A 14,504-nucleotide genomic window follows, 5' to 3' on the forward strand; every position below is an offset into this window, starting at 1 on the left:
AGTGTATATATTTTAGCTAAATATTGCTTAGGAAATGAGTGTTGAATACTAAGTGCCAAGTGTGAAAGGAGAAAAAGCAGAAGAGTGGGGGAAATGGGTGTTAAAGTAGCATTCCACTCTGCTGTTTTTTGGTACTGACAATATCTATTTCATTTGGATCCGCAAACTGCTTTTTTTCATAGGCATCGACCGCATATCTGCCTATCATAGCAGCATTGTCAGAACAATACTGCAGTGGAGCAACATGAAGTGTTTTGCCAAACTCCCTGCAGAGATTTTCATAGGCATTTCGTATATATTTGTTTGCAGATGCACCACCTACGATGGCGAACTCTTTTATCTCTTCTTTTGCAAAGATCTTTTTGCTTTTTTGAAGCAGGTGGAGCTTGACTGCTTTTTGGAAGGAGGCAGAGAGGTCTGCCTTGTCCTGCTCTGTCATCCGGGATGCCCCGCCAAGCTTTTCAACTACCAAACGTACAGCATTTTTCAGTCCGGAGAGGGAAAAAGCGATGAGTGGTGAATTTCGCAGTGGTACGGGGAGGTCAAAACGGTTCTCATCTCCCCTGAGTGCAAGTTGTTCTATAAGGGGTCCACCGGGGTAACCCAAGCCCATCATCTTTGCACACTTATCAAAACTCTCACCCACAGAGTCATCCATGCTTGTGGCAAGTATTTCCATATGGTCAAAACTCTCTACACGAATGACCTGTGTATGTCCTCCGGAGATAAGAAGTACCAAAAGTGGGAAGCGTGTCTCTTTTTCAATAAAAAGTGAGTAAATATGCCCTTTAAGGTGATGTACCGGAATGAGAGGGATATCCAGTAGGGTGGCTAATGTTTTTGCCATGGCAATACCTTCCAGCAACGTTACCCCCAGTCCCGGCTGATTGGTTACTGCAACCGCTTTGAGTTTGTCAAAGTAGGGTTTCGTCTCTTTGAGTATTTCGGGAAGTGCTACTGCATGAAGTCTTGAGGCCAGTTCCGGTACTACACCGCCATAGCAGGAGTGCTGCTCTTCCTGGGAGATCTTTTTATGATAGAGGACTTTTTTCGTCGCTATTTCAGTAATGGCGATGGAGCTGTCATCACAAGAACTTTCGATGCTAAGAATCATTGGTGCTCCTGCTGTAGGGGTATCCCTTGTGGGTACCCTTGTCTTTGAATTTTGTTTTTTTGGTACCCACAAGGGGCACCCCTACGAATAAAAAATATCATAGCTTTTCCATCACAAGTTTTTCTATAAATTTCCATTTCCCATACCCTGAGTCTGCATTGATATGTCCTGCATCCCGGATGATGGTTAAAGGAATATCATAATGAGAAGCCATTTGTTGTGCTTCCTCGACTTTTATATAGGGATCATTGTCTGAGACGATCATCTGTACCTCTTTTGCACAGAGTTTTTGTGGCAACTTACAAGGGAAAAACGTTTTAATGGTATCGACTTCTGTAGTAAGACTCGGTGGTGAGACCATAAAAAGTCTTTTAACCGGAATTATATCCTCCTCACAGAGCCAAAACCAAAGTGTGTTGGCTAAAGAGTGACAAACGACAGTGTCAGGTTTAAAATCTTCAAGCAAAGCTTTGACCTGTTTTAACCATCTGTTCTTAGAGGGAAAATGACAGTTGTCAAGCAGTGGAAATGAGACAGTACCGTAGTTCTTGGCTATTTCACATGCAAGCTCTGCCTGCCAGTGTGGAGCATCACTCCCGCCCCAACCGTGCAAAATAAGGGTCTTCATAAACGCACCCTACAATTGATTAACATATCTTCTTACCTCTTTATCAATCTCAATGATCTCATCAATACTGTTTGCTTTAATATTTTCAAATTTTTTGTAAGCATCCAAAACCATTTCACTCATTCCAAAAAAGCTACACTTTTCATTTTGAAATTTCTCTATAGCTACCTCATTGGCAGCATTGACCACCACACCTAAATGAGGATTGTTCAGAATGTGCTCTTTGATGTTCCAGATAGGGTAACGTGTGGCCTCTATGGGTAAAAACTCCAAAGCACCCATACCAAGCAGGTCAGTTGGTGGGAGGATCTCCTCGGTAACTTCACCTCTAAGTGCAAAGGCAATAGGGAGTTTCATGTCTACTCCTGCAAAGTGTGCAGTGGTTGAACCGTCTTTGAACTCTGCCAGGGCATGGATGATAGACTTTTTTTCTATGACCGCATCGATATTGTTGGTATTAAAAAGCCATTTGGCTTCCAGAAGTTCAAAGAGTTTGTTTGTCATCGTTGCTGAGTCTATGGTGATCTTGTTCCCCATTGACCAGTTAGGATGTTTGAGTGCATCTGAAAAAGTAGCATCTTTCATTTTTTCCAGTTCCCAGTCTCTAAAGGCACCACCACTTGCCGTAATGTAAAGTTTGGAGACGGGACGTTCATTCATCAGGTACCATAATCCAAAATGCTCAGAGTCAATGGGTGTGATGAGGGACATATCTATGAACTCACCTGCAACGACAAGTGACTCTTTGTTCGCAAGGGCTACTTTTTTACCAAGACTTGTGGCTTTGAGCGTGGGTGCCAGTCCTGCATAGCCTACGAGGGCATTGACCACAGTTTTACTTTTTGATTCCTCTATGACCGAGAGGATGCCGTCAGCTCCACAAAGCACATTGGAGTGGTCAACTTTGTCTTTGTCCGCTTCGTTGGCAATGGCGACCACCTTAGGGTTGTGTTCCCTGATCTGTTCATTGAGCAGATCAATATTATTCCCCGCTACAAGAGCCTCTATGCTAATATTGTAACGCTTGGCAATGATGAGAGTGTTGACCCCGATGGAGCCGGTAGAGCCTAAAAGAACGATACTGGACATAGACTATAGAAATGCTCTGAGGGCAATGACCATCATAGGGGCACCAAACAGGTATCCGTCTATTCTGTCTAAAATACCGCCATGACCCGGAAGAAGATCACCGGAATCTTTGACACCTGCTTCACGTTTGAGATAAGATTCGAACAGATCACCGAATACAGAAGCAACAGCAGTAAAAAAAGTTACGACAAGCGCGGTCCAGAATGGTGCAATATACAGCCCGGCATAGGTACCGAACAGAGTGGCTATGAGGACACCACCTATAACACCTTCAAGTGTTTTGTTGGGAGAGGTATCTGAAAATTTTGTTTTTCCGATGGCTTTTCCTGTAAAGAATGCTCCCACATCAGTCAGGGCCACTGTTACCAAAAGCCAGAACATTGCCTGTATACCGAAATCTTCATAGAGAATGAGAAAAAAGAGTATACCGCTTACAGGATAAAGAAAAGGAAGGATAAGTCTTTTATCAAAGTTATGTAGGTAGGCGATGGAAGCACCAAAAAGGATGGCGACGAGAAAGAACAGATCATCAGGATTAGGATAGAAATAGGCAAAGATCCATAAGAGTGCAGCCCAAAAATAGGAGGGAGGCGATACAAGTTTAAAAAGTTTCATTGCTTCATAGAAAGCAAACATATATATGACGCCTAAAAATACCCACATTACAAAAAAACTGTCTATCCAGCCGATAAACCCAACAAGTGCAAGTAGTCCAATGCCTGTAAGCCAACGCTCTTGATAGTCTGTAAAAATTTTTGTCATCTTACTGTTCCTAAATGATTAAATAGAGAACATTATACCACGCTTTGGGTTATAGAAGCCTCTAGCCTCTGATTTTATTCTCTTATCTCTACCCCTTCTTTGGTGACTCTTATTGTGTCATATTTGTTATAAAGTACATTGGAGCCTTCCTGTACTTTTACAAATTTTCGTTTGGTGTAGTCCACTTCGTAATCTCCGGGGTTTTTTACGGAGAAATCAACACAGAGTTTTGCTGCTGCTTTGATGACGCTTTCAGGCAGGTTCTGTTTGTCTGTTCTGATGATGACGTGAGAAGAGGGTACATCTCTTATGTGCATCCAGAGGTCATTGGCTTTGGCGATAGCAAGGAGTTTTTGGTTTTCGTTACTGTTTCTTCCTACCAATACTTTGTAGTCCTCTATCCAAAAGAGTTCTCCCTCTTTTAGTTTCTCTTTTTTACGTTGCGATTTTGCTCTTTTAGGGACAAGAAGTTCAAGTTCATAAGGTTCTTTGGCCTGCTCAAGTGCGTAGTAGATGTTGTCATAAAAGGCTTTTTTACTCTCTAAGTTCTCTTTTTCTATGTGTATATTTTTTGCTTTATTTTTAGCGCGTTTGGCAAGGTTGAAAAAGTAGTCGCTCATACGGTTGACTTTGATATTCTTAGGAAGTTTGATGCTGATCTCATTACCCTCAAAATCATAGGTGTTCAGCTTAGTATCATAGGGTTTGATCTGATAGAGGTTCGCCAGGATGAGGTTGGCATACTGTTTGTATTTTTTTTCCTCTTTTCCCAAAGCTTTTTCATCGGGCAGTTTTGCTAAAAGTTGTGCCAGCTTTTGACTCTTTTTTAAAGTTACAGAGAGTTTCTGCTTTTTCATCTCCAGCAGTTTTTTCGCCTGTATCTGTGTATATTTTTCTTCGAGATATGCATCTACATCAGCTATCTCTTTTGCCTCTTCTGTACGCTCATATGGGGGGATGCTAAGCAGTTCCATTCCTGGACGGATCACACGAAAAGAGCTGTCGGCATCGATGTGTCTAAGGGCTTCGATGATGACTTCATTGTCATCTATAAGTATGGCATTGGTATTCTTTCCTGTAAATTCAAGTTGCAGGTAGATGATCTTGTCTTTGTAAGAACTTTTTGGAGCGATGGTAAAACGTAAAATACGGTCATCATTTGCTACTTCTACACCTATAAGTTTACTTCCGCTGAGCAGAGAGTGAAGCAGGGTGTCAAAAGGTGCATTGTAGCCTTGAAGCGGTCTCTGGCTTGGTGCTTTGTAGATGAAACTGTGTCCTCTGGTCATATTGAAGAAATAGCTGTCGGATTTATCGAACATGATCTCTAAAGTGTTGTCTTCTATGCGTCTGGCACGGCTGATAAAAGTAAAGGTGTTTAATCGTTTTGCTATGGCTTTAAGTTCGTAGAGTTTCATAATCTATCCTAAGCACTCTCGTTCCCAAGCTCCGGCTTGGGAATGCATATATCAGTTTGTATAAAATAAAAAGTGATAAATCATTAAAAATATCTGTATGCATTCCCAACGAGGACGTTGGGAACGAGGGTATAATTTGTTATTGAAATTCTACCATAAATAAATTTCGCTATAATTCGCGTAATAATGATAATGAATTAAGGATAAAAAATGGGACAAACCATTACAGAAAAGATATTCTCGGAGCATGCAGGTAAAGAGGTACATGCAGGAGAGATCGTTAGAGTAGATATTGATATGATCATCGGTAACGACATTACAACACCTATCTCGATCAGAGCATTTGAAGAGAGCGGGGCAGAAAAATTGGCCAGACCGGACAACTTCAGCATCGTAATGGATCACTACATCCCTGCTAAAGATATTGCTTCAGCGAACCAGGCGAAGATTTCAAGAGAGTTTGCCTATAAGCATGACCTTAAATACTTCTTTGATGAGAAAGATATGGGGATCGAGCATGCCTTGCTTCCTGAAAAAGGTTTGGTCATCCCCGGTGATGTCATCATCGGTGCAGACAGCCACACCTGTACACATGGTGCACTCGGCGCATTCTCAACAGGTATGGGAAGTACAGACCTTGCCTTTGGTATGATCACGGGCGGTAACTGGTTCAAAGTACCTGAGACGATCAAAGTAGAGCTTACAGGTAAACCGGGTGAGCATATTTACGGTAAAGATATCATCTTGGAGATCATCCGTATTTTAGGTGTGGACGGTGCACTTTACAAAGCATTGGAATTTACAGGTGATACCATCCAACACCTTGGTATGGATGACAGATTCTCCATGTGTAACATGGCCATAGAAGCCGGAGCAAAGTCAGGAATCATCGCTGTAGACAATATTACAGAAGCATATCTTATTGAGAGAAGAGAGGCAAATAGCGGACTTAGAGCAGAGCCTAAGATCCACTATTCAGATGAAGATGCGAACTATTGCCAAGTCATTAAGATAGATGTTGCAGCACTTTCACCGGTGATCGCGTATCCATTCTTGCCGTCAAACGGTAAACCGGTAGAACAGGCAGTAGCTGATGATCTTAAAATCGATCAGGTAATGATCGGGTCATGTACCAACGGACGTATTGAAGACCTTAGAATTGCAGCGGAGATCATGAAGGGCAAAAGAGTGGCACGTCATACACGTATGATCGTTACACCTGCGACACAGAAGATCTTTCTACAGGCACAACATGAAGGTTTGATGGATATCCTCATTGAAGCAGGTGCCGTGGTTTCCAATCCTACATGTGGTGCATGTTTGGGTGGATACATGGGTATCCTGGGTGACGGTGAACGTTGTGTTGCTACAACAAACCGTAACTTCGTAGGTCGTATGGGTGCAAGAACCTCTGAGATCTACTTGGCTAACTCAGCGGTTGCTGCGGCTTCGGCTATTGCAGGAAAGATAGTAGACCCTAGAGATATCTAGTGTGAATACTTACAGCTACAGATTCAGAGTAACAAGTGATGAGATTGACTTCAATGGTCATGTGCATAATGTTATCTACCTTAGCTGGATGATAGAGGCAGCCACAAAACACTCAGCAGCCGTAGGCTTCGGCTACGAACAATGTCTTGAACTTGGAGGCACCTGGGTAGCCAAATCTCATAATATAGAATACAAAAAACCCGCCTTTGAAAACGATGAACTACAAATGGAGACATGGGTAGAAGAGATAGGCAAGATCATGTCTATCCGCCGTTATGTACTTACCCGTAGTAGGGATAAAGCTCTTATCTGTGAAGGAAAAACGGAGTGGGTTTTTGTAGACAGCAAGAAGATGAGACCTATGAAGATCCCTGTTGTGATCGTTGAGGGGTTTAAAACCCACTATTAGGATCAAACCCAAATCCTCCACCACCAAAATCAGGTGCTCCAAAACTCTGCGCAGCAAAATTTGGGTCAGAGTGTCCGAATTGCAGTGAGGTTCCTCTTAACATAGTGATGTCCATCTTAGGATCTATGCCTTTAGGACAGACAGCGGTACATTCTCCACATAGTGTACAGTCCCACACACCGTTGCTTTGAATGTTGCCTATGATGGTTTTAGCATCTCCTTCACGTTTGTCTGATGTGTAACGGTAGGCTCGTGTGAGGGCAAAAGGCCCTAAGAAGTCCGGGTTTACTGCGTATACAGGACAGGCAGAGTAGCATGAATCACAGAGTATGCAGTCAGTTTGTGTTTCGGTGAGTTTCTCGTCACTGTGTGTCAGTGAAGCTTCTTTACTCTCATGAAGCCATGCTGCAGTTTTTAGCAGTGTCTCTTTGGCCTTGTTTTTATCTACTTTGAGGTCACGTAGGACTGGGTGGTATTGCAGTGGTTCGACAAGATCACCATCTTGTACTTTATGGGCACAGGAGAGTACCTCTCTACCATTTACACGAACAGCACAGGTACCACAGACAGAAGCACGGCATCCTGAAGAAAATGTCAGTGAGGCATCTTGGTTCTCTTTGATCTCGTAGAGGGCTGCAAGAAGTGTCATAGATTTGGAGATTTCAAATTCTTCAATGCTTTTATCTCTTTGAATAGATATTTTCATAATATAAATCCTTCTGTAGGTCGGGTTGCCCTCATCCCGACGTTTATTAAAGATGCAGAAGATGTTTTTTTGCAAATAAGTGTCGGGATCAGGAGAACCCGACCTACGGATGAAATAGAGTTATTTTTCATTCTGTCTCCTTCTTCCACTGCAAAACAATATGCTTCTTAAAATCCTCATTTTCCTCTTCAAACCCTACTTTAAAATGAGCTCCACGGCTCTCATCTCTGGCAATGGCTGAGGAGATAACAGTAGGTGCAAGCAGTAGGGCATTGCTGAACTCTAAAAAGTCTATGAGGTTTGTGTTGTTGGTCGGGCTTTTGTCTTCTATGCCTATCTTGTTTGAAAGTACTTGCATAGCAATGACTTCATCAAGCGCTTTGGTCAGAGTATCATTGTGTCTTACGATGCCAACATTTTGGTAAAAGAGTTTGCCAAGAGCCTCTCTTTGTTCATAGAAGTTTACACTGCTCTCTTGTGCATAGATACTTTCAAGATGGGCTTTGTCTTTTTGCAGTTGTGTGTCATCTGCGGGTTTAGAGCTTGCATAGATAGAGTGTTTGTAGGCATTCTCTCCTGCAAACCTTCCAAAAGCAGTGATCTCAAGCAGGGAGTTCCCGCCAAGACGGTTGGCTCCGTGTACTTTGGCATTGGAACATTCACCTACGGCAAAGCACCCTTTGATGCCTGTCACTTCAAGAGCATAATCCACATCTATCCCACCCATAGTGTAGTGTGCAACCGGTTTGATGGGAATGAGCTCTTGTGCCGGGTCTACATGCTCATGCAGTTTACACAGAGCTACCTCTTGAGGTAGAAGCTCCATGAGTGTTTCTTCACCCAAATGTCTGACATCGAGGAAAACTTCTTTATTTTCCTGAAGTTCTTTAAAGATGGCTCTGGCTACTTCATCTCTGGGTTTGAGTTCATCCACAAAACGCTCACCCTCAGAGTTGACCAGGTACCCGCCTTCGCCTCTGGCACTCTCGCTTATGAGGATGCTGGAGTGTTTGAGTGCAGTAGGGTGGAACTGTATGAACTCCATGTCACTTACAGCACCGCCCGCACGAAGCACAGCTGCCACCCCGTCACCGGTAGAGCCGTAAGCATTGGTAGTAAAGCCATGATAGAGACTGCCGTAACCACCTGTTGCCATGAGCACGGATTTTGCATCTATCTGTTTGACCTCTCCTGTGCGGATGTCTAAAAAGGTTGCTCCTTTGACTACCCCATCTTTAGTGATAAGGTTAAGTAGATAGTGCTCATCCATAAAATCTATGTTCTCTTTCAGGCAGGTGTCATAAAGTGTATGGAGTATCTTGAGTCCTGTGTAGTCCTGTGCGTAACACGCACGTTTAGCGGAAGCTCCGCCCATTTGGCGTTGGGCTATACTATCTTTGCCGCTTTTACCGTTGTCAAGGCGTGAAAAAGGCACACCTAAGCTCTCCAACCAAGTGATAGTCTGTGGTGCATCTGCACACATCTGTCGCACCATGTCTTCATCACAAAGTCCATGCGCGGATTTGACAGTGTCTGCAATATGGGAGCTTATATGGTCTTCACTCACATTTCCAAGGGCGGCGTTAATGCCTCCTTGTGCCATGGAAGTTTGTGAGTTGGTAGGGTAGCTTTTTCCTGCTACAAGTACGGAAGCTCCCATCTCTTTTGCAGAGAGTGCAGCAGTAAGACCTGCACCGCCGCTACCGATGATCAATACATCTATCATTGTTTCTCCAAAAAATTTTCAATATTTTTTACAATACCCTCAAGCAGCTTTTGTCTTGCTTCTATACTCGTCCAAGCGATATGAGGAGTAATGAGAAGCCTCTCTTTATGTTCTATCTGCATGAGACGGTTGTTTAAATCAATAGGTTCTTTTTCCAGTACATCAAGACCTGCATAGATCTCCCGTCTGTCAAGTTCATAAGCAAGATCTGTTTCATTGATGATGCCTCCACGTCCAAGATTAAGTAAAATAGCTTTCTCTTTAAGTAAAGGAAGATTCATTTCATTGATAAGCCCATAGGTCTGCTCATTGAGTGGTGCATGGATAGAGACGATATCGCAGGAAGAGAGAAGCTTGTCAAGCGGTTGGTTCGGGTATAGGTCTGTATGGTTCTTTCCACTTGTTGAGTAGTAACTTACTTCAGCACCAAAGGCTGTAGCTATAGTAGCCACTTCTTTACCAATGGTACCAAGCCCTATGATCCCCCATTTTTTTCCTGAGATCTCATAGAAAGGGCGGCTTATATCGGTAAAGAGTCCGGAGAGGCTCCATAGCTCTGACTGTACGATATTGTCATAATATTTAAGATGTTCAAGCAGATAAAAGAGCATGGCAAAAGTGTGTTGTACGACTGATTTGGTGGAGTATCCTGCCACATTTTTTACTGTAATGTTCAGTGCTTTTGCTGCATCAAGATCTACATTGTTCATTCCTGTAGCTGCAATGCAGATCAATTCAAGTTTGGGAGATCTTTGCATCATCTCCTTAGTAAGAACGACTTTGTTGCTGATGACGATATGGGCTTTCTGTATGCGTTTGGGTGTTTCATCGATCGTACTGTTCTTATAGTGTATGACATCCCCGAACTGTTTCAATACAGTAAGATCAAGGTCTTCGCCAAGGGTTTCCGTATCTAGTATCACGATTTGTTTTCTCATAGTCATTCTCCTTGTATTGTGATGATAATCGTTCTGCGGCCGGCATGGTCTCTGTGCTCAAACAAATAGATACCCTGCCATGTTCCAAGTGCCAATCTGCCTTGGGTTAAAGGAATAGTAAGTGATGCCCCCAAAAGCATATTTTTCAGATGTGCAGGCATATCATCACTCCCCTCATAGGTGTGTCGGAACTTTGGGTAGGATTCCGGGATGAGATCATTCATAAATGTTTCAGCATCACTGCGCACAGAGGGATCGACATTTTCACTGATTGTCAGACTGGCACTGGTGTGTTGTAAAAAAAGGTGTGCGATGCCGGTAGAGACAGAGCCGTCAAAAAGTGCTTCTATCTGATCTGTGATAAGGTGCATCCCCCTTTTGTAAGGGGGAAGTGTAAGCATATACTGCTTAGTGGTCATTGATCTGATCGACGATCTGCGTAGCTCTACGCTTTGCCTCTTCGACTTCATCCAGTACAAGTGAGACTGCCATACGACGACCTACATGAGATTCTGGTTTTCCGAAGACTCTTACGAAGCTGTCTTTTGTAAAGGCAGTGTCGGGTACTTCGAGTGTTGGATTGTGGCTTTCATTTTTAGCTTTATACGCACCACAGGCACCAGATCCATAGAAAGTAAAGTCAAGTGGCAGACCCAGTACCGCTCTTACATGAAGTGCAAACTCACTTTGGCTTTGGGTGATGAGTGTGACCATCCCTGTGTCATGTGGGCGTGGACTGAGCTCAGAGAAGTAAACCTCTTCATCTTTGACGAAGAACTCCACACCGAAGATACCTCTACCCCCAAGACCATCTGTCACGGACTTAGCGATCTCTTGAGCCTTTTTAAGTGCTTCAGCACTCATCTGCATAGGCTGCCATGAGAGGATGAAGTCACCATCTTTCTGTACGTGACCTATGGGCTCACAAAAGGTTGTGCCGGTTTCATTACGGATAGTTAAAAGGGTGATCTCATAGTCAAATGGTACAAACTCTTCTACGATGAGTTCACTTGCATCACCACGTGCCTCTTTGGCTATCTCCCAGGATTTCTTTATATCTTCTGCTGTTCTGGCGATGCTTTGACCGTGACCGGAAGAACTCATCACAGGTTTAATGACACAAGGGAAACCTATGCGTTCACCTGCATCTTTGAGTCCTTCAAGTGTGGTTACAAATTCATATCCGCTTGTTTTAAGACCAAGTTCTTCAGCTGCAAAAACACGGATGTTCTTACGGTTCATCGTTTTGTTGACCGCTTCAGCATTGGGGATCACATGAAAACCTCTTGCTTCTGCTTCAAAAAGTGCATCGATGCTGATGGCTTCCACCTCTGGCAAGATAAAGCTCGGCTTCTCTTTTTCGATGAGTGCAAGTACGGCTTCTTTGTCTTGCATATCGATGGCATACGAACGGTTGGCTACAAGATGTGCAGGTGCATTTTCGTACTTGTCAACAGCAATGACTTCAACGCCAAGTCTTTGTGCTTCGATAGCAACTTCTTTACCAAGTTCACCGGAACCAAGTAACATAATTTTGATAGCATCTTTTTGTAATGGGGTTGTAAATTTCATAGGGAAACCTTTAAAAAAATATTAGAATTATTTTAGCGAAAAGTTAGATAAGGTGTAATGAGTTCATGGAAGGTTAGATTGAAAAAGTATGACAACTTGACATATTTTTCCTACTGGGTAAAAAATTTTGTTAGAATTTTTGTGCATGTTATGACTAGGTTTTGCAAGTGGAGATTTTATATCTTGGCAGGGTTGGGGCTTGGGCTAGCCCAAGAGAAAGGATATGCAATGCGTATTCTAGGCATAGTCATACGGTGCTGGTAGCCCAATAGTAGAGTCAAAGAGGTGCAACTCTTTGGCTCCATGCGAAGATTATAGCATAAACCGATTAATAACAATAAAAATTTACTTCTCCACCTCACGTTTTAATTTTTCCAGTTCCTCATAGTTTTCTTTAGATTTCTTTACCACCTCCTCAAAGGCGAAACCCAGCATGATGATTTTGTAGAGGTTTGGTTTGTTTTTTCTCCAGTTTCTTAACGTCTTTGGGTCTAAATCTAAGTAGATAGCTTTATCTCGTTGAGTCATTTTTTGACCTTTTTAATATAAAAGGTACATTAAAAAATATGTGTAAAAAACACGGGATAAATTCCCGTTTTTTATAAAAATTAGAGTAATTTATCCCGTTTAAATTTAATAAGAGGTAATATATTCCCAATAAAAGTAAAAATTAGGGAAATATGACTCAATGACAAAACAGCAAAAAGACTACATTATTGAACTTCTTCAAGAGGGAAAGGATTTACCTGAAGATTTTAAATATCTACTTTTTCCGACAAAACAAAAAGAGTATGAACTTGTTTATGCAGGGAAGATGAGAAAAGAGGATATTTTAGCAAATAAAGATGGGGTCTATCCTGTTCCACTTCAAGTAGAAAAAGTTTTTAATGGTGACGAGTATAAAGCTTTTGATGATGAGTGGAAAAATATGATTGTGTTTGGAGATAATTTACAGTTTTTAAAAACAATTCATGAAAATAGAGCCCCACTAATAAAAGATAAAGTAAAAGGAAAAGTAAAGCTTATTTATATTGATCCACCATTTGCAACAACTGATGAATTTCAAAATAAAGAGGGAGCTAAAGCATATAATGACAAGAAAAAAGGTGCTGAATTTGTAGAGTTTTTAAGAAAAAGGTTAATAGTAGCGAAAGAGATATTGGCTGATGATGGGAGTATGTATATTCACTTAGATTGGAAAAAAGCTCACTATATCAAATTAATTTTAGATGAAATATTTGGAGAATCAAAGTTTAGAAATCAATTAATATGGAAATATTTTGGTCCAACTTCTACAGAGAAAAATTTTCCAAGAAAACATGATATTGTCTTTTTTTATACAAAATCAAATACTTATTATTTTAATAGTGATGCAACTCTTGTTGAATATGATGAAAAAGCTATAAAAAGATATGATAAGGTAGATGATAAAGGTCAAAGATACAAAATATATTATGATGAAGATGGCTCTGAGAGAAGAGCTTATTTAAAAGCAGGTAAGCCTACAGAAGTATTTTTAATACCTTTTGTTCAGGGTACATCATCGGAAAGATTAAATTATCCTACCCAGAAACCAGAAGCACTTATTGAGCGAATTATTAAAGCAAGTTCAAATGAAGGTGATATAGTTTTAGACTTCTTTGGTGGCTCAGGAACTACAATGGCTGTTGCAGAAAAACTTGGTAGAAAATGGATAACCTGTGATCTTGGAAAACTCTCATATTTTACTATGCAAAAAAGAATCTTACAGATTCAAAACTCAAAAGATTTAGAAGAAGCAAAAAAAAAGTATGGCAAAAAAGCAAAAAGTTTTATAACTGCTAGTCTTGGTAGTTATGATTTAGAAAAAACCTTTGAATTGGAGAGAAAAAAATATTTGGATTTTGTTTCAGGGTTGTTTGAGATTGATTTGAAACCTTTTAAAATTTCAGGATTTAAGTTTGAAGGAAAAAAAGATAATTACCCTGTCATTGTATATGATTATAAAAAATATAAAGATTCAACTATAGATAATTACTACTTAGACGATTTGCATAGGAATATAGGTAAAAAAGTAGGAAGTAGAGTTTACATTGTTGCTCCTATAAACTCCATTGATTTTGTAGATGATTTTGTAGAGATAGATGAGGTGAGATACTATTTTTTGAAAATTCCATATCATATTATTAACGAACTGCATGAAAAGCCTTTTGTAAAAGTAAGACAACCGCAAAGCAAGTCAAAAGTCAATGACATTGAAGAGGCTATCGGGTTTCACTTTAAAAGACCGCCTAAAGTAAAAGCAGAGCTTCAAACGAGAGATGATGAAGTAAAAATAGTCATCAAAAGTTTTCAATCCAGTGAGCTGTCATCAGATAAAACAAAAGAGGAGAAACAAAAAGAAGATTTTGAAAATTTATCGGCACTGTTTATAGACAAAACTTACAATGGCAAATCTTTTGAGATGGATGAGGCTCTATTTGTCGATGAGCTATTGCCAAAAAAGAAAAAAGGGCAAAGTGCAGAAGATTTTGAAAATGAGCTAAAAGAGTTGTCTAAAAATGGTGTAGAGGTACCTTTAACAGCCAGTGAGGTTGGAGAGAAAATCATGGTGGTATTTACAGATATTTATGGTAATGACTTTACTCAAACCTTTACAGTTTAAGGAATAC

14 protein-coding genes are annotated in these 14,504 nt (G+C 41.0%); 3 read left to right on the forward strand and 11 right to left on the reverse strand.

Annotated elements, in window-relative coordinates; all coding sequences use genetic code 11:
• Nucleotides 1–100: 100 nt before the first annotated feature.
• The 5 genes from tsaD to ACZ48W_RS07670 all read right to left on the reverse strand — a co-directional run bounded on the left by tsaD (nt 101) and on the right by ACZ48W_RS07670 (nt 5,011).
• Nucleotides 101–1,114, reverse strand: coding sequence for a tRNA (adenosine(37)-N6)-threonylcarbamoyltransferase complex transferase subunit TsaD (gene tsaD, locus ACZ48W_RS07650; RefSeq protein WP_464827755.1), 1,014 nt, complete (start codon nt 1,112–1,114; stop codon nt 101–103).
• A gap of 97 nt (nt 1,115–1,211) precedes the next feature.
• The gene (locus ACZ48W_RS07655) at nt 1,212–1,742 is read right to left on the reverse strand and encodes an RBBP9/YdeN family alpha/beta hydrolase (RefSeq protein WP_464827756.1); all 531 of its coding nucleotides are present in this window, start codon (nt 1,740–1,742) and stop codon (nt 1,212–1,214) included.
• Between the two features lie 9 nt (nt 1,743–1,751).
• On the reverse strand, nt 1,752–2,822 hold the full coding sequence (gene dxr / locus ACZ48W_RS07660; RefSeq protein WP_464830482.1) for a 1-deoxy-D-xylulose-5-phosphate reductoisomerase: 1,071 nt from the start codon (nt 2,820–2,822) through the stop codon (nt 1,752–1,754).
• Nucleotides 2,823–2,834: 12 nt separating this feature from the next.
• On the reverse strand, nt 2,835–3,593 hold the full coding sequence (locus tag ACZ48W_RS07665) for a phosphatidate cytidylyltransferase (RefSeq protein WP_464827757.1): 759 nt from the start codon (nt 3,591–3,593) through the stop codon (nt 2,835–2,837).
• Between the two features lie 74 nt (nt 3,594–3,667).
• Nucleotides 3,668–5,011: an NFACT RNA binding domain-containing protein gene (locus ACZ48W_RS07670; RefSeq protein ID WP_464827758.1), complete on the reverse strand. Its 1,344-nt coding sequence runs from the start codon at nt 5,009–5,011 to the stop codon at nt 3,668–3,670.
• A gap of 210 nt (nt 5,012–5,221) precedes the next feature.
• Between ACZ48W_RS07670 and leuC the strand changes: the two genes are divergently transcribed.
• On the forward strand, nt 5,222–6,502 hold the full coding sequence (gene leuC / locus ACZ48W_RS07675) for a 3-isopropylmalate dehydratase large subunit (protein ID WP_464827759.1): 1,281 nt from the start codon (nt 5,222–5,224) through the stop codon (nt 6,500–6,502).
• 1 nt (nt 6,503) lies between these two features.
• The gene (locus ACZ48W_RS07680; RefSeq protein WP_464827760.1) at nt 6,504–6,911 is read left to right on the forward strand and encodes an acyl-CoA thioesterase; all 408 of its coding nucleotides are present in this window, start codon (nt 6,504–6,506) and stop codon (nt 6,909–6,911) included.
• Here the strand turns inward: ACZ48W_RS07680 and ACZ48W_RS07685 are convergent.
• The 6 genes from ACZ48W_RS07685 to ACZ48W_RS07710 form a co-directional block, all read right to left on the reverse strand.
• Nucleotides 6,895–7,617 (reverse strand): succinate dehydrogenase/fumarate reductase iron-sulfur subunit, encoded by a 723-nt coding sequence (locus tag ACZ48W_RS07685; protein ID WP_464827761.1) that lies wholly within the window; start codon nt 7,615–7,617, stop codon nt 6,895–6,897. The two genes, ACZ48W_RS07680 and ACZ48W_RS07685, sit on opposite strands and share 17 nt — an antisense overlap.
• Nucleotides 7,618–7,744: 127 nt before the next feature.
• The gene (locus ACZ48W_RS07690; protein ID WP_464827762.1) at nt 7,745–9,343 is read right to left on the reverse strand and encodes an FAD-dependent oxidoreductase; all 1,599 of its coding nucleotides are present in this window, start codon (nt 9,341–9,343) and stop codon (nt 7,745–7,747) included.
• Nucleotides 9,340–10,281, reverse strand: coding sequence for a D-2-hydroxyacid dehydrogenase (locus tag ACZ48W_RS07695; RefSeq protein WP_464827763.1), 942 nt, complete (start codon nt 10,279–10,281; stop codon nt 9,340–9,342). Before ACZ48W_RS07695 ends, ACZ48W_RS07690 begins: the two co-directional genes overlap by 4 nt.
• A gap of 2 nt (nt 10,282–10,283) precedes the next feature.
• The gene (locus tag ACZ48W_RS07700) at nt 10,284–10,652 is read right to left on the reverse strand and encodes a secondary thiamine-phosphate synthase enzyme YjbQ (protein WP_464827764.1); all 369 of its coding nucleotides are present in this window, start codon (nt 10,650–10,652) and stop codon (nt 10,284–10,286) included.
• Between the two features lie 37 nt (nt 10,653–10,689).
• Nucleotides 10,690–11,853, reverse strand: a complete 1,164-nt coding sequence (gene purT / locus ACZ48W_RS07705) for a formate-dependent phosphoribosylglycinamide formyltransferase (protein ID WP_464827765.1) — start codon at nt 11,851–11,853, stop codon at nt 10,690–10,692.
• Nucleotides 11,854–12,198: 345 nt separating this feature from the next.
• Nucleotides 12,199–12,381, reverse strand: a complete 183-nt coding sequence (locus ACZ48W_RS07710) for a hypothetical protein (protein WP_464827766.1) — start codon at nt 12,379–12,381, stop codon at nt 12,199–12,201.
• 160 nt (nt 12,382–12,541) lie between these two features.
• On the opposite strand from ACZ48W_RS07710, the gene ACZ48W_RS07715 reads away from it, so the two are divergent.
• The gene (locus tag ACZ48W_RS07715) at nt 12,542–14,497 is read left to right on the forward strand and encodes a DNA methyltransferase (RefSeq protein WP_464827767.1); all 1,956 of its coding nucleotides are present in this window, start codon (nt 12,542–12,544) and stop codon (nt 14,495–14,497) included.
• The last annotated feature ends 7 nt before the right edge of the window (nt 14,498–14,504 follow it).

The organism is Sulfurovum aggregans (assembly GCF_055385215.1).